Annotated in this window: 11 protein-coding genes; 3 read left to right on the forward strand and 8 right to left on the reverse strand. The window is 69.1% G+C overall.

What is annotated here, in order from left to right:
• Positions 1 to 2 precede the first annotated feature (2 nt).
• The 4 genes from JJL56_RS03495 to JJL56_RS03510 all read right to left on the reverse strand — a co-directional run bounded on the left by JJL56_RS03495 (position 3) and on the right by JJL56_RS03510 (position 3,528).
• Positions 3 to 512 (reverse strand): TRAP transporter small permease, encoded by a 510-nt coding sequence (locus JJL56_RS03495; RefSeq protein ID WP_145623575.1) that lies wholly within the window; start codon positions 510 to 512, stop codon positions 3 to 5.
• Between the two features lie 158 nt (positions 513 to 670).
• Positions 671 to 1,657: a TRAP transporter substrate-binding protein gene (locus tag JJL56_RS03500; protein ID WP_200484190.1), complete on the reverse strand. Its 987-nt coding sequence runs from the start codon at positions 1,655 to 1,657 to the stop codon at positions 671 to 673.
• Position 1,658: 1 nt separating this feature from the next.
• A complete protein-coding gene (locus JJL56_RS03505) occupies positions 1,659 to 2,522 on the reverse strand; it encodes a putative hydro-lyase (protein ID WP_200484191.1) in 864 nt (287 codons plus the stop codon).
• Positions 2,523 to 2,565: 43 nt separating this feature from the next.
• Positions 2,566 to 3,528, reverse strand: a complete 963-nt coding sequence (locus JJL56_RS03510; protein ID WP_145623572.1) for a LysR family transcriptional regulator — start codon at positions 3,526 to 3,528, stop codon at positions 2,566 to 2,568.
• A 163-nt stretch (positions 3,529 to 3,691) separates the two neighbouring features.
• Here JJL56_RS03510 and JJL56_RS03515 point away from each other — a divergent pair, with 163 nt between their 5' ends.
• Together JJL56_RS03515 and JJL56_RS03520 are read left to right on the forward strand one after the other, a co-directional pair.
• Positions 3,692 to 4,876 carry an efflux RND transporter periplasmic adaptor subunit gene (locus JJL56_RS03515; protein ID WP_345772539.1) on the forward strand — a complete coding sequence of 395 codons (1,185 nt, stop codon included), beginning with the start codon at positions 3,692 to 3,694 and terminating at the stop codon, positions 4,874 to 4,876.
• Positions 4,873 to 7,995, forward strand: coding sequence for an efflux RND transporter permease subunit (locus JJL56_RS03520; protein WP_200484193.1), 3,123 nt, complete (start codon positions 4,873 to 4,875; stop codon positions 7,993 to 7,995). Before JJL56_RS03515 ends, JJL56_RS03520 begins: the two co-directional genes overlap by 4 nt.
• A gap of 10 nt (positions 7,996 to 8,005) precedes the next feature.
• Here the strand turns inward: JJL56_RS03520 and JJL56_RS03525 are convergent, their stop codons facing one another.
• Complete coding sequence (locus JJL56_RS03525) at positions 8,006 to 8,896, reverse strand: LysR family transcriptional regulator (protein WP_200484194.1); 891 nt, start codon at positions 8,894 to 8,896, stop codon at positions 8,006 to 8,008.
• Between the two features lie 101 nt (positions 8,897 to 8,997).
• Between JJL56_RS03525 and JJL56_RS03530 the strand changes: the two genes are divergently transcribed.
• Positions 8,998 to 9,747: a sulfite exporter TauE/SafE family protein gene (locus tag JJL56_RS03530; protein ID WP_145623568.1), complete on the forward strand. Its 750-nt coding sequence runs from the start codon at positions 8,998 to 9,000 to the stop codon at positions 9,745 to 9,747.
• Positions 9,748 to 9,751: 4 nt separating this feature from the next.
• Here the strand turns inward: JJL56_RS03530 and JJL56_RS03535 are convergent, their stop codons facing one another.
• The 3 genes from JJL56_RS03535 to JJL56_RS03545 are packed head-to-tail and all read right to left on the reverse strand — an operon-like array spanning position 9,752 to position 14,710.
• Positions 9,752 to 12,883, reverse strand: a complete 3,132-nt coding sequence (locus JJL56_RS03535) for an efflux RND transporter permease subunit (RefSeq protein ID WP_200484195.1) — start codon at positions 12,881 to 12,883, stop codon at positions 9,752 to 9,754.
• A gap of 10 nt (positions 12,884 to 12,893) precedes the next feature.
• On the reverse strand, positions 12,894 to 14,054 hold the full coding sequence (locus JJL56_RS03540) for an efflux RND transporter periplasmic adaptor subunit (RefSeq protein WP_200484196.1): 1,161 nt from the start codon (positions 14,052 to 14,054) through the stop codon (positions 12,894 to 12,896).
• The gene (locus JJL56_RS03545) at positions 14,051 to 14,710 is read right to left on the reverse strand and encodes a TetR/AcrR family transcriptional regulator (RefSeq protein ID WP_200484197.1); all 660 of its coding nucleotides are present in this window, start codon (positions 14,708 to 14,710) and stop codon (positions 14,051 to 14,053) included. Before JJL56_RS03545 ends, JJL56_RS03540 begins: the two co-directional genes overlap by 4 nt.
• Positions 14,711 to 14,864: the final 154 nt, after the last annotated feature.

Raw genomic sequence — 14,864 nt, forward strand, 5'->3', positions numbered from 1 at the left:
GGTCAGCCCTCGCTCTGCATGCCGGCGCTTTGGTAGGACGCCTCGCGCCCCCGGATCACCGCCAGCAGGTCGTCCAGGAAGGCCACCACCAGAATGACCAGCCCGACGCCCATGGCGGCCTGCGGAATCCACAGCGGGATGGGCAGCACCCCCTGTCCCAGATCGCCGAAATCGTAGGAATCGTAGGTCATGCGCAGCCAGTACCACGCGAAATAGCCGCTGAGCGCGGTGCCGAAGCCGAGGCAGATCAGCTCCACGACACGGCGGGGTCCGCCGCGCAGCCGGTCGACCAGCACGCCGACGCGGATGTGCGCGCCGCGGCGCAGCGCCGGTCCCAGCATCAGGAAGAAGGAGGCAGCCATGCAGTAGCCGGCCAACTCGTCAGCTCCCGGCACCATGCGGTTGGCCAGCCGGGCGAACACCTGGGACACGATCAGCACGGCGATCAGCACCAGGAACACCGCGCCCAGGACCTCGGCGGCGCGGTATAGGAAGGTCAATGCGGTGCGCATGGCGCGACCACCTCCGGGTAGAGCGGGCGGGGGAGTTTTTTTGGTGGTGGGCGTATTGCCCCCACCCCAGCCCTCCCCCCGCTGACGCAGGGGAGGGAATAGCTCCTCCCCCTGCGTCAGCGGGGGGAGGTTGGGAGGGGGGCCAGCGTCGCCGCCGCTTACTTCCGGAAGGCCGAAACGATCGCTTCGCCGTCGGCGCCGGAGGCCTTGGTCCATTCCTCGGTCATCGTCTTGCCGATGGCGGCGAAGCCGTCCTTGATCGCCGAGGACGGGGTCAGCACCTTCATGCCGTTGCCGGACAGGGTCTTGTTCAATTCCTCCGTCTTCTTCTCCCACTCGGTCCAGCCGGTGGCCTCGGCCTTGGCGGCGGCCTGCTCGACGGCCTTCTTCGTGGCGTCGTCCAGGCCCTTCCAGACCTCGGTGCTGACGAACACCATGTTGCGCGGCAACCAAGCCTGCACGTCGTAATAGACGTTCACGAAGTCCCACGCCTTGGTGTCAACGCCGGTGGCGGCGGAGGTCATCATGGCGGTGACGATGCCGGTGCCGAAGGCCTGGGACACCTCGGCGGCCTCGATCTTGGTCGGCACGGCGCCGGCCAGCTCGGCGATGCGGGTGGTCGCCGGGTTGTAGGCGCGGAACTTCTGCCCCTTCAGGTCGGCGACGGAGCTGATCTCCTGCTTCACGTAGAGGCCCTGCGGCGGCCACGGGATCGAGTAGAGGAGCTTCAGGCGCTGACGCTCCAGCTTCTTCTCCAGGTACGGCTTGGACACCTCGTAGAGCTTCTTCGAGGCGGCGAAGTCGGTCGCCAGGAAGGGCACGGAATCGAGACCGTACAGCGGGTCCTCGTTCGCCCAGGAGCTGATGAGAACCTCACCGATCTGGGCCTGCCCCGACTGGACGGCGCGCTTGATCTCCGGATGCTTGACCAGCGAGCCGTTGGAATGGACGGTGATCTGGATCTTGCCGTTGGTGGCCGCCTTCACCTCCTCGGCGAACTGGCGCACCGTGATGGTGTGCAGGTTCGTGTCGGGGTAGGGAGTCGGCATGTCCCAGGTCTCGGCGAAGGCCGCGACCGGGGTGGCGCAGAGGCCGACGCCGAAGGCGGCGGCGGCGAGGCGGGTACGCAGGGTGATCGCGGTCATGTCATGAAGCTCCCTGTTCTTGTCTGAAGAGTTGCGCGACCGAAGGTGACACGCCCTCCAGTTCGGCGTTCAGCCGGTCGGTGACCAGCATGTGGCCGGGGCTGTGGGCGATGGCGAAGGGCAGGCGGGCGGCGGCGAGCGCCACCTGGGGGGTGACCCCGCAGGCCCAGAAGACGGGGACCTCGCCGGGGGCGAGCGGGACGGCGTCGCCGAACTCCGGCTGCGACAGGTCGCCGATGCCGAGCGCCGCCGGGTCGCCGATGTGGACCGGCGCGCCGTGGACGGCGGCGTAGCGCCCGGTCACCGCGGCGGCGCGTTCGGCCTGCGCGGGCGTCATCGGGCGCATCGACACCACCATGCGCCCGGCGAAGGGCGGGACGGCCACGCAGTCCCGGCCGGTCACGTACATCGGCACGTTGCAGCCGCGCTCGATGTGGCGGACGGGCAGGCCGGCGGCGAGCAGCGCCTCCTCGAAGGAGAAGGAGCAGCCGATGGCGAAGGCGACCAGATCGTCGCGCCAGACGGACAGCAGATCCTCCGGTTCCTCCGTCAGCAGGCCGTCGCGGTAGACGCGGTAGCGCGGGAAATCGGTGCGCAGGTCGAGGTCCACGCCAAGCTCCGCGAAGCGGTGATCGCCCGGCTTCGACACGGCGAGCAGCGGGCAGGGCACCGGGTTGGCGCGGCAGAAGCGCTCAAAGGCGGAGGCGACCTCGGCGGGAACGATGGCGAGGTTCGCCTGCACATGGCCCGGCGCCAGTCCGGCGGTCGGCCCGCGATGCTCTCCCCGGCGGATCGCCAGACGCGCCAGCAGGGCGGCGGAAGCGGTGCCGGGCGGAAACGGGGTGATTGGGGTCACGGACTGCATGGCGGGCAAAACCTCGGTGACCAAACTGTTGCGTCCTAAAGGTTCACGCATCCGTCCGATCCGTCAAATTTTCATTTTTGATCGTTTGCGATAAACGGCGTTTATCAGTCGGCGCCCCATGCCGTTGCGCCCGAACGATTTCCAGCGCCATGTCCGCCACGATGGGCACCAGCGGGTTGTCGCTGTCCACCGGGTGGCAGATGGTGAAGTCGAGGTCGGGCAACGGGTCTTCCGCCGGGATCAGCCGCAGCAGCCCTTCCGCCAGTTCGCGCTCGATCACCGCGGGTGGGATGGCGCTGATGCCGATGCCGTCCAGGGTCATCCGCACGATGCTGGCGAGCGAGCTGTTGCCATAGAAGCGCAGCGGCGGCAGGCCGGGCCGCTTGAACATCTGCTGGATGGCCACCGACGGCTTGGTTTGCCGGGAGAAGGTGATGACCGGGTAGCGCGCCAGATCGGCCAGCCCCAGCCGCCCGGCGGGGAGGTCGAGCGACGGGCTGGCCACCCAGGCCATGGGGTAGCTGCTCAGCGCCTCGTTGCGCATGTCCGGTTCGGCCACCGGTCCCAGCATGAAGGCGATGTCCAGGTCGTGCGCCAGCAGCCCGTTGCGCAGATGGATGGAGGTGTCCACCTCGATCTCCAGGCTGACCAGCGGGAAGCGGTTGTGCAGCCGTTCGATCAGGCGGCTCAGCCATGTGTGCACGATGGTTTCCGCCACGCCCAGCCGGATCAGCCCGCGCAGGGTCGTCGACTCGGCGACCGCGTGCACCAGCTCGGCCTGAAGCGTCAGCATCCGCTCGGCATGGTCGAGCAGTTCCATGCCCTTCAGCGTCAGCGTGACCCGCCGCGTGCCGCGGTTGAACAGCTGGACGCCCAGCTCCTTTTCCAACTGGGCGATGCGGGCGGAGATGGCCGGCTGGGTGGTGTTCAGCCGACCCGCCGCCGCGCGGAAGCCGCCCAAACGGGCGATCCACACGAAGGCTTCCAAGTTCTTCAGGTCCAGCATCGCCGAATCGCCCCGCATCCCATAGCCGTTGTTACAGTCTGTTACCAAATGGCTGTAGGATGGACATTAACCTGCAAAGCCTCTCCTGCGATAATGGGCCGCATTGCATTATCGCAGGATGGTGCGCTCCGGCCGGACCGGGCAGCCCCACCGGGAGTTCGATGTGACGAAACGCATAGCGCTGTTTGCGCTCCTGCTGGCCGCGCTGATTGGCGGTGGCTACTGGTACACGCACCGGGCGGGCGGGGCCGACGCGCAGACGGCGAAGGCCGCCGCCCCGGCGGGACCGCGCGCCCTTCCGGTGGTCATCCAGACGGTCGAGACGCGCGCGGTGCCGGAGCGGCTGGGCACCATCGGCTCGGTCCAGCCGGTGGCCGCCATCGCGATCAAGGCGCGCGTCGATTCGGTGGTCGAGACGGTCCATTTCACCGAGGGGCAGGAGGTGAAGGCGGGGGACCTGCTGTTCACCCTCGACTCCCGCGCGCTGGAGGCGCAGCTCCGTCAGGCCCAGGCCAATCTTGAACGCGACCGCGCCAATCTCGACAAGGCGCGTGGCGACGTGAAGCGTTACGAACAGCTCGTCCGTTCCAACACCGTCGCCCGCCAGCAATACGACGCCGCGGTGGCCGCTGCCGACGCGCTGGAGGCCACGGTTAAGGCCGGGCAGGCGGCCATCGAGGCGGCCAAGGTCTCGCTCAGCTTCACCCGCATCGCGGCCCCGATGGACGGGCGCACCGGCGCGGTGAACGCCAAGCCCGGCACCATGGTGCGCGGAGCGGACGCCACGCCGCTGGTGACGCTGACCCAGCTCCGCCCGATCACCGTCGCCTTCAACGTGCCGGAACGCCACCTGCCGACCATCCGCGCGGCGATGGAGACGAGCACGCTGGCGGTCACCGCCGGCATTCCCGGCGCCGCCGTCCCGCCCGCCGAAGGCGTCCTGAGCTTCGTGGACAGCCAAGTGGATCAGCAGACCGGCACGATCCTGGTGAAGGGACAGTTCGTCAACGCCGACACCCGGCTGTGGCCCGGCCAGTTCGTCGATGTGGTCCTGACCCTGCGGGTCGAGCCGCAGGCACTGACCCTCCCGCAGGAAGCGGTGCAGACCGGCCAGCAGGGCCGCTTCGTCTATGTGGTCAAGCCGGACGACACGGTGGAGATCCGAAACGTCACCGTGGCGCGCAGCCAGGAGGGCTTGGCGGTCATCGCCGACGGGGTGCAGGCCGGTGAGCGTGTGGTGGTGGACGGCCAGTCCCGTCTCTATCCCGGCGCCAAGGTCGCCGCCGCCAAGAACGGCGGCAAGGATGGGGCCAACGGCAAGGCTCCGCTCACCGGAGGCGCGTCATGACCCTCTCGGAGCTGTGCATCCGCCGTCCGGTGATGACCATCCTGCTGACGGCGGCGCTGGTTCTGGGGGGCCTCGCCGCCTACCGCCAATTGCCCGTCGCGGCGCTGCCGCGGGTGGATTTCCCGGTCATCAACGTCTCCGCCACGCTGCCCGGCGCCAGCCCGGAAACCATGGCGGCCTCCGTCGCCAGCCCGCTGGAGCGCGAGTTCTCGACGATCGCCGGCATCGACACGATCACCTCGACGTCGAGCCTCGGCAACACCTCGATCACCATCCAGTTCGTTCTGGAACGCGACATCGACGCCGCCGCGCAGGACGTGCAGGCGGCCATCGCCCGCACCCAGCGCCGCCTGCCGGCGGAGATGACCACCGCGCCCAGCTACCGCAAGGTGAACCCGGCCGACCAGCCGGTCCTGATGCTGGCCCTCTCGTCGCCGACGCTGACGCTTTCGGCATTGAACGACTTCGCCGAAACCGCGGTCCAGCCCAAGGTCGCCACCCTGCCGGGCGTCGCCCAGGTGCAGATCTACGGCGCGCAGAAATACGCCGTGCGCGTCCAGGTGGACCCCAACGCGCTGGCCGTGCGCGGCATCGGCATCGACGAGCTTCAGAAGGCGCTGGCCGCCGCCAACGCCAACACCCCGGTCGGCACGCTGTCCGGCGCCCGGCAGCAGCTCGTCCTCGCCGCAAACCCGCAGCTCCCCGACGCCGACGCCTTCCGCGGCCTGATCGTCGCCTACCGCAACGGCGCCCCGGTCCGGCTGGGGGACGTGGCGAACGTTCTGGACAGCGTCGAGAACGCCCGCACGGCGAGCTGGCACAACGGCACCCGCGCCATCGTCATGGCCGTGCAGCGCCAGCCCGATGCCAACACCGTGGACGTGGTGGACCGGGTGCGCAACCTGCTGCCCACCTTCCGCGCGCAGCTTCCGCCCAGCGCGAAGGTGGAGGTGGTGAACGACCGTTCCACCTCGATCCGCGAGGCGGTGGAGGACGTGCAGTTCACGCTGGGCCTGACCATCGCGCTGGTCGTGCTGGTCATCTTCCTGTTCCTGCGCCGGCTGACGGCGACGATGATCCCGGCGCTGACCGTCCCGATCTCGCTGATCGCGACGGCGGGCGGGATGCATCTGATGGGCTTCTCCATCGACAACATCTCGCTGATGGCGCTGACGCTGGCGGTCGGCCTCGTCGTGGACGACGCCATCGTGATGATGGAGAACATCGTCCGCTACGTCGAAGAGGGGATGCAGCCCTTCGAGGCGGCCCTGAAGGGCTCGCGGGAGATCGGCTTCACTATCATCTCCATCACCGTGTCGCTGGTGGCCGTCTTCATCCCGATCCTGCTGATGGGCGGGGTGGTCGGGCGCGTCTTCCACGAATTCGCGCTGGTGGTCACCATGGCGATCAGCGCCTCGGCCTTCGTGGCGCTGACGCTGACGCCGATGATGTGCGCGCGCATGCTGACCCATGAACCGCATGGCGCCAAGGAGGGCTGGTTCGGGCGCGTCCTGGAGGGCGGCTTCTCCGCGCTGCACCGCGGCTACGCGGTGACCCTGCGGCTGGCGCTGAAGCACCGCCCGGTGATGGGCCTCGTCATGATCGCGACGGTGGTTGGCTCCGCCCTGCTGTTCCAGGCGATCCCCAAGGGCTTCTTCCCGACCGAGGACATCGGCCAGATCACCGTTTCGACGGAGGCCGCACCCGACATCTCCTTCCCGGCCATGGCCGAGCGGCAGCAGGAGGTGGCGCGGATCATCCAGGCCCATCCGGCGGTTGCCAACATGACCTCGTCCGTCGCCATCGGCGGCAATTCGGTCAACACCGGCCGGATGTTCGTCGTGCTGAAGCCGCGCGCCGAGCGGCCGCCGGCGGGCGAGGTGATCCAGCAGCTCCGCCGCCAACTCGCCGGCATTCCCGGCATGGCGGTCTACATGCAGCCGGTGCAGAATCTGCGCATCGGCGGCCGTTCGTCCAAGAACGAGTTCCAGTACACGATCCAGGGACTGAACACGGAGGAACTGTACGCCTGGTCGGGACGGCTGGAGCGAGCGATGCACGGCATCCCGATCCTTCAGGACGTGACCAGCGACCTCCAGCTCAACAGCCCGCAGGCCTATGTGCATGTGGACCGGGAAAAGGCGGCGACGCTGGGCATCGGCGTCGATCAGGTGCGCTCGACCCTCTACAGCGCCTTCGGCCAGCGGCAGGTTTCCACCATCTACACGCCGACCAACGACTATCAGGTGCTGATCGAGCTGGCGCCGAAGTACCAGCAGGACGACAACGCGCTGTCGCGCATCTATGTGCGTTCCGGCTCCGGCAAGCTGGTGCCGCTGGACGCCTTCGCCAGCGTGCAGCGCACCGCCGGGCCGCTGACGGTCAACCACCAGGGCCAGCTTCCCGCCGTCACCCTGTCCTTCAACGTGGCGCCCGGCCATTCGCTGGGCGAGGCGGTGAACGCCGTCCGGCAGGCGGAGCTTGAGATGGCCCTGCCGCCGGGCATCACCACCGGCTTCGCCGGCACCGCCCAGGTCTTCGAGGACGCGCAGAAGAGCCAGGGTCTGCTGCTGCTGGCGGCGGTGCTGGTGATCTACATCGTGCTCGGCGTGCTGTATGAGAGCTTCATCCACCCGCTGACCATCCTGTCCGGCCTGCCGTCCGCGGCCATCGGGGCGCTGGCGACGCTGATGGTGTTCGGGCAGGAGCTGAGCGTCATCGCGATCATCGGCATCCTGATGCTGATCGGCATCGTGAAGAAGAACGCGATCATGATGATCGACTTCGCCATCGACGCGCAACGCAACCAGGGCATGACCGCGCGCGAGGCGATCGAGCAGGCCTGCCTGCTGCGCTTCCGCCCGATCATGATGACGACGATGGCGGCGATCATGGGCACCCTGCCCATCGCCGTCGCCCACGGCGCCGCCGCGGAGCTTCGCCAGCCGCTCGGCCTCGCCGTGGTCGGCGGTCTGTGCGTGTCGCAGATCCTGACGCTCTACATCACGCCGGTGCTGTTCCTCTACATGGAGGACGCCGGCAACGCCGTCTCCCGCCTGTGGAAGCGCCGCGGCGGCGTTGCCCCGGAGGCGCCGCATCCGGTGCCGGGCGCGGAATGAGTGGCAAGGGCTAGTTTGCGCTGCCGGCCAGCCGCTTCACCAGCTCGCGGCTGTGGCTGGGCAGCGCGTCCAGCCGGCGGACGCAGACGACCAGCGAGCGCACCGCCCAGGGGTCGGTCAGGCGCACAGCGCGGATTTTCGTGAAGCGGCGGCAGCGCTTCGCCGAGGCTTCCGGGACGATGCCGAGCCCAACCCCCTGCTCGACCAACCGGCAGATCCCGTCGAAGCCGCGCACCCGCACGCGCAGCTTCAACGGGCGGCCGCCGCGGATGGCGTGCTCGTTGATGTGCTGCTGAAAGGCGTTGCGCGACGCCAGCCCGACAAAATCCTCCTCCATGACCTCGCGAAAGGCGACGCTGCGGCGGTTCGCCAGCGGGTGGCCGTGCGGCGTGACCAGCACCATGCGGTCGGTGCGGAAGGGAAAGACCTCCAGCCCCGACAGGTCGGCGTGGTCGGAGACCACCCCGGCGTCGGCCAGACCCTCCGCCACCGCCCGCGCGATCTCGTGGCTGGGCCTTTCCTCCAGATCGATGTCGATGTTGGGGTGGGCGGCGAGGAACGGCGCCAGGGCCTCGGGTAGGAATTCGGCCAGGGCGGCGGTGTTGGCGAGCAGCCGGACATGGCCCTTCAGCCCCTTGGCGTAGTCGCCCAACTCGCCCCGCATCCGCTCGACTTGCTGGAGAAGGAGGCGGGCGTGATGGACCAGCGCCTGTCCCGCCGGGGTCGGGCGGACACCGCGCCGCCCACGCTCCAGCAGCGGCACACCGAGCGTCTCTTCCATGCCGCGGATGCGCGCGCTCGCCGAGGCGAGGGCGAGGTGCGTCCGCTCCGCGCCGTGGGTGATGCTTTCCGCCTCCGCCACGTTCAGGAACAGGCGCAGGTCGGTCAGGTCGAAGCGCATGGGCGGGGTCTCCGGCGAGGCATTAGCCTTCGTCTAATCCGAAGACTGGCTGCGTGACATCCACATTGCCGGAAGCCGTGGCCAGGCTTCAAGTGGTGGGGATGACCGACCTTCCTCTCCTCATCGTCGCCGCCATGGCCCTGACCTTCCTGCTGGCCGGGTTCGTCAAGGGCATGATCGGCCTGGGCCTGCCGACCGTCGCCATGGGTCTGCTCGGCCTCGTCATGCCGCCCGCCGAGGCGGCGGTGATCCTGATCGTGCCTTCGCTGGTGACGAATCTCTGGCAACTGGCCTTCGGCCCCGGCCTCGGCGCCACCGTCGAGCGATTCTGGCCGATGATGCTGGGGATCACGCTGGGCACCTGGGCCGGGGCGGGGCTGCTGGCCGGGGCCTCGTCGGGGCAGGCCGCGGCGGCGCTGGGCGGTGCGCTGGCGCTCTATGCGGCGGCCGGGCTGGTGAAGCTGCCGCTGCGGGTGCCGCCTGCGGCGGAATCCTGGCTGTCGCCGCTGGTCGGCGTGGCGACCGGGGTGGTGACGGCGGCCACCGGCGTCTTCGTCATCCCCGCCGTGCCCTACCTCCAGGCGCTGGAGCTGGAGCGCGACCGGCTGATCCAGGCGCTCGGCCTGTCCTTCACGGTGTCCACGCTGGCTCTGGCCGCCGGGCTGGCGCAACACGGGCTGTTCGACGGCACGCTGGCCTGGGGCTCACTGGCCTCGCTGCTGCCGGCCTTGGCCGGGATGGCGCTCGGCCAGAGCCTCCGCCGGCGGGTGCGGGCGGAGGTGTTCCGGCGCTGCTTCTTCCTCGGCCTTCTCGCGCTCGGGCTGTTCCTGATGCTGGAGCATCTGGGGTGAGGAGCTACTCCGCCGCCGTGCCGTGCGCCACGGCGTCCGGGTCCTTGTGGGCGAACCAGCGCTTGAAGCGCCGCGACAGCGCGTCGAGATAGGTGAGGATTACGGGAACCACCAAGAGGGTGAGCAGGGTGGAGCTGATGAGGCCGCCGATCACCGCATGGGCCATGGGCGCCCGCTGCTGCGCGCCCTCGCCGATGCCGAGAGCCAGCGGAATCATGCCGAAGATCATCGCCATGGTGGTCATCACGATGGGGCGCAGCCGGATGATCCCGGCCTCGACCACCGCGTCGCGCAGGTCCACCCCGCGGGCGCGGGCTTGGTTGGCGAAGTCGACCAGCAGGATCGCATTCTTGGTCACCAGTCCCATCAGCATGATGAAGCCGATGGCGCTGAAGATGTTCAGGGTGGAGCCGGCGACGAGAAGCCCTAGGAACACCCCGACCAGCGACAGCGGCAGCGACATCATGATGGCGATGGGCTGCAGGAAGCTGCCGAACTGGGAGGCCAGGATCAGGTAGATCAGGATCACCGCCAGCAGCAGCGCCTGCGTGGCGTAGGCCGACGTCTCGGCGATGTCCTTGGTCGAGCCGCCGAAGACGATGCGGTAGCCGGGCGGCAGCTTGATCTCCGCGATGGCCGCCTGGAGCTCCTTGCCGGCGTCGCCGGCCGGGCGGCCCTGGACGTTGGCCTGGACGTTCACCTCGCGCGACAGGTCGCGGCGGTTGATCTGCGAGGCGCCGAGCGTCGTCTCGACCCGGCTGACCTGCGACAGCGGCACCATGCGCGGCGCCCCCTCGGCGTCGTTGGAGCCGGTCAGGTAGACGCGGTCGAGGTCGGCGCGGCCCATCCGGTCGCTTTCCGGCAGGCGCACCAGCACGTCGTAGGTCTCGCCGTCCGGCGCCTTCCAGGTGGACACCTTGTCGCCAGCGAAGAGGGGCCGCAGCGTGTTCGCCACCTGCGCCGTGCCGACGCCGAGGTCGCTCGCCAGATCGCGCTCCAGCCGCACGGACAGGGTTGGCTTGGCGGCCTTCAGGCTGACGTCCACGTCCACGAAGCCGCGGATGCCGGCCATGGCGGCGGTCACCTGCTTGCCGATGCGGTCCAACTCCGCAATGTCGCGGCCCTGGACGGACACCTGGATCTGCTTCTGCACGCCGCCGACGCCGGGAATGCCGATGCCGATCTGAACGCCGGGGATCGCCGACAGCCGCTCGCGGAGCGGCGGGGCCAGCGTGTTCGGGGTGCGTGTGCGCTGGTCGATCGGCTTCAGCCGGACATAGACGCTGCCCCGGTTCTTGCCGACCGACGCGCCCGTGTTCACCGTGGAATAGGTGTAGGCGACCTCCGGAAACTCGCGGATCGCCGCCTCCACCTGCCGCAGCTTGGCCGCCGTGTAGTCGAGGGAGGAGCCGACCGGGGTTTCCACATCGACGATGGATTCCCCGAGGTCGGCGGCGGGAACGAACTCCACGCCGATGCGCGGCACCAGGAAGAAGCTGCCGACGAAGATCGTCAGCGCCATCAGCAGCACCAGCCAGCGCCAGCGCAGCGCCCAGCGGAGAGTCCGGCCGTAGACCCGCGCCAGCGCGTCGAAGGCGCTCTGGAAGCCCGCCGCGAAGCGCCCGAACACGCCGCGCCCGTGCCGCCCGTGGGCCGCCGGGTCGTACCACAGGCTGGACAGCATGGGGTCCAGCGTGAAGGACACGAACAGCGAGATCAGCACCGCCGCCGACACGGTGATGCCGAATTGTAGGAAGAAGCGTCCGATGATGCCGCCCATGAAGGCCACGGGCAGGAACACCGCCACGATGGTCAGCGTGGTCGCCAGGACGGCCAGACCGATTTCCTTGGTGCCGTCCAGCGCCGCCTGCCGGTGCCCCTGGCCCTTGCCGAGATGGCGCATGATGTTCTCGCGCACCACGATGGCGTCGTCGATCAGGATGCCGATGGCCAGCGACAACGCCATCAGCGTCATCGTGTTCAGCGTGAAGCCGAAGGCCGCCAGCACGCCGAAGGTGCCCATCACCGCCACCGGGAGGGTCAGCGCCGTGATCACCGTGCTGCGCCAGGACCCCAGGAAGACCATGACGATGGCGATGGTCAGAACGCCGCCCTCGACCAGCGTGCGCTGCACGTTGCTCAGCGAGTTGGTGATCCCGCGCGAGGTGTCGCGCACCACCTCCAGGGCGACGTCGGAGGGCAGGGAACCGTCGCGGCGCAACTCGTCCAGCGCCTTGTAGAGGCCGCGCGCCACCTCCACCGTGTTGGAGCCCTGGATCTTCACCACGTCGACGGCCAGAGCCGGCTGCCCGTTGAACAGGGCGACGGAGTCCTGCTCCTCCTGACCGTCAAGCACCTCGGCGACCTGACGCAGCCGCACCGGCTCGCCGCCGCGGCGCGCGACGATGATGTCGAGAAGTTCCCGCGGGTTGATCACCCGCCCGTCCACCTGCACGACGCGCTCCGCCCCGTTGCCGGAGACGGTGCCGGCCGGGATGTCCTGGTTCTCGTCGCGGATCGCCTTGAGGACCTGATCGACGCCGACGCCCAGCGCCTCCAGCCGTTCGGGGCGCAGCCGCACCTGGACCTGCCGCTTGACCCCGCCGGCGATGGTCGCCCGTCCGACGCCACGCACATTCTGCAGGCGCTTCAGGACGATCTGGTCGGCCATGGTGGTCAGGTCGCGCAAGGACCGGATGTCCGACTTGACCGCGAGGGAAAGGATGGGCTGGTCGTCCGGGTTGAAGCGGGTGATCTGCGGGTCCTTCACCTCGTCCCGGAACCTGGGGCGCAGGGCCGACACCTTCTCGCGCACGTCCTGCAACGCCTGGGTCGAGGCGGTCTTCAGGTCGAACTCGGCGATCACCACCGACTGGCTCTCGTAGGAGCGGGAGGTCAGCGTCTTGATGCCGGCGATGGTGTTGACCGCGTCCTCGATGGGGCGGGTGACGTCGGTCTCGACCGATTCCGGGCTGGCGCCGGGATACTCGGTGGAGACGACGACCAACGGGAAATCCACGTCGGGAAACTGGTCGACGCCCAGCCGGTTGTAGGAGAACAGGCCCAGCACCATCAGCGCCACCATCATCATGGTGGCGAAGACGGGGTTGTCGACGCTGATGCGGGTGATCGGCATGGCGCGTCCCTTACGAACCCATGACCTTGACGGTCCGCCCGGCGGTCAGGCCGGGCAGGGGGGCGGTCACCGCCAGATCGCCGTCGGCCAGCCCGCGCACCTGAACGAGATCGCCGCGCGACCAGGCGCCCAGAACCTCGACCTTGCGGCGCTCCACCCGCCCCCCGGAGACGACCAGCACGAAGTCGCCGTCCTGGTCGTGGCGGACGGCCGCCGGGGGCAGGGCAAAGGCGCCCTCCACCTCGTCGACCACCGCGTCGCCCGCGGCGAACATGCCGCCGCGCAAGGCTCCGTCGGCGTTGTCCAGCACGATGTAGACGGGGATGGCGCGGGTGCCGGCGCGGGCCATCGGGTTGATGCGGGCGATCCGGCCGACGAAGTCGCGCTCGCCGAAGCCCTCGACGCGCAGCCGCACGGTCTGGCCGGGCTTCAGCCGGGCCACGTCGTCGGCGGGCACCGCCGCCTCGACCTCGACGCGGCTGAGATCGACGACGGAGAACATCTTTGTGTTGACCGCCAGCGTCTCGCCGGGATTGACCGCCCGCTCGGCCACCGTGCCGTCGATCGGGCTGGCCACCACCGCGTCGCGCAACGCCTTGCGGGCGAGATCCACCTGGGCCTCCAGCGCCGCGACGGCGGCCTGCTGGAAGCGGAAGGTGCTCTGCGCCTGATCCATGTTGGTTTCCGACACGATGTCCTTCTGGCGCAGCGCCAGATTCTTGGCGCGCGTCTTGTCCGCCAGGACGAGCTGCGCCTTGGCGCCTTCCAGGTTGCTCAGCTTCTCGTCCAGCTTGGCCTGAAGCTCCACGGTGTCGAAGCGGGCGAGCAGTTCGCCCTTGCGGACGGCCTGCCCCTCGCGCACCGGCACCTCGATCAGCCGGGCGGCGACCTCCGACTTCACCATGGACTGTTCCATCGGATTCACGGAGCCGCTGAGCCGCACCAGCTCGGTCAGGCGGCGCGGGGCCATGCGGGTCAGTTCGACGGGCGACAGCTCCACCGCACGTTCCGCCGGGGGCAGGCCGGCCGCGGCGGGGGGGACCGCGTCGTGGCTGCTCGTGGCCTTCCAGGCGACGCCGCCCGCGGCCAGCGCCCCGACGATCAGCAGGGGCAGCAGAAGACGGCGCCGCGGCTTGGCGGAGGGACCATCGGAACGGGCGGCGTCGATCATGGGGTACGGTCCTTGGGTTCGGCCCTCAGCCCGTTGAGGACGAGGTCGAGATAGGCGTCGAGGTAGGATTCGGCGGAGGCCGCGGCGGGGTCCGGCTCGAAGGGGCGCAACGAGTGGTTCCACAGCGAGAGCATGCTGAGCGGGGCGGCGATCACGCGGGCCATCTGTTCCACGTCGACGGGCCGGAACTCCCCGCGCTCGATGCCGCGGTGCAGGATGCGCGCGAAGAAGCGCCGCCCGCGCAGGACAACCTCCTCCATGTAGAAGCGGGCGAGGTCGGGGAAGTTCTGCGCTTCGGCGATGACCAGCTTCGACAGTCCGGCGTTGGGGCTCTGCTCCATCTCCCAGAAACCGCGAGTCAGGATGCGCAGGAACTCCTCACTGCTGCCGGTGAAGCTGTCCAGCAGGTCTTCCCCTATCTGGAACTGCGGCAGGATGGACTGCCGGACGACCGCTTTGAACAGCCCTTCCTTGTTCTCGAAATAGAGGTAGGGCAGCCCGACGCTGACACCGGCCCGGCGGGCGACATGCTCCAGCTTGGTTGCGGCAAATCCGCGCGAGATGAACAGGTCGCGCGCCGCCTCGATCACCTCGGCGGGGCGGGCCTCCTTGCGCCGGGACCGGCGTGACGGGGGAAGGGGAAAGCTGTCGGGCATCGCTGCGTGTCTATAAATGAACGTTCATTCAATATGAATTGGTCTATGAAAAGTCAAGCGGTTGCGGGGCCGCGGCGGTCAGCCCTGCAAGTTTAGGGCGTGACAGGAATGGGTCTCTCGCCTGCATCGGCAAAGACCGCAACAGTGTCAAATG

Source organism: Azospirillum aestuarii (genome assembly GCF_016632405.1).
GTDB lineage: Bacteria > Pseudomonadota > Alphaproteobacteria > Azospirillales > Azospirillaceae > Azospirillum > Azospirillum aestuarii.

What these genes read in the sequence shown, in the direction of transcription:
- JJL56_RS03495 (WP_145623575.1), bottom strand. Translation starts at nt 512, where the DNA reads ATGCGCACCGCATTGACCTTCCTATACCGCGCCGCCGAGGTCCTGGGC.
- JJL56_RS03500 (WP_200484190.1), bottom strand. Translation starts at nt 1,657, where the DNA reads ATGACCGCGATCACCCTGCGTACCCGCCTCGCCGCCGCCGCCTTCGGC.
- JJL56_RS03505 (WP_200484191.1), bottom strand. Translation starts at nt 2,522, where the DNA reads ATGCAGTCCGTGACCCCAATCACCCCGTTTCCGCCCGGCACCGCTTCC.
- JJL56_RS03510 (WP_145623572.1), bottom strand. Translation starts at nt 3,528, where the DNA reads ATGCTGGACCTGAAGAACTTGGAAGCCTTCGTGTGGATCGCCCGTTTG.
- JJL56_RS03520 (WP_200484193.1), top strand. Translation starts at nt 4,873, where the DNA reads ATGACCCTCTCGGAGCTGTGCATCCGCCGTCCGGTGATGACCATCCTG.
- JJL56_RS03525 (WP_200484194.1), bottom strand. Translation starts at nt 8,896, where the DNA reads ATGCGCTTCGACCTGACCGACCTGCGCCTGTTCCTGAACGTGGCGGAG.
- JJL56_RS03530 (WP_145623568.1), top strand. Translation starts at nt 8,998, where the DNA reads ATGACCGACCTTCCTCTCCTCATCGTCGCCGCCATGGCCCTGACCTTC.
- JJL56_RS03535 (WP_200484195.1), bottom strand. Translation starts at nt 12,883, where the DNA reads ATGCCGATCACCCGCATCAGCGTCGACAACCCCGTCTTCGCCACCATG.
- JJL56_RS03540 (WP_200484196.1), bottom strand. Translation starts at nt 14,054, where the DNA reads ATGATCGACGCCGCCCGTTCCGATGGTCCCTCCGCCAAGCCGCGGCGC.
- JJL56_RS03545 (WP_200484197.1), bottom strand. Translation starts at nt 14,710, where the DNA reads ATGCCCGACAGCTTTCCCCTTCCCCCGTCACGCCGGTCCCGGCGCAAG.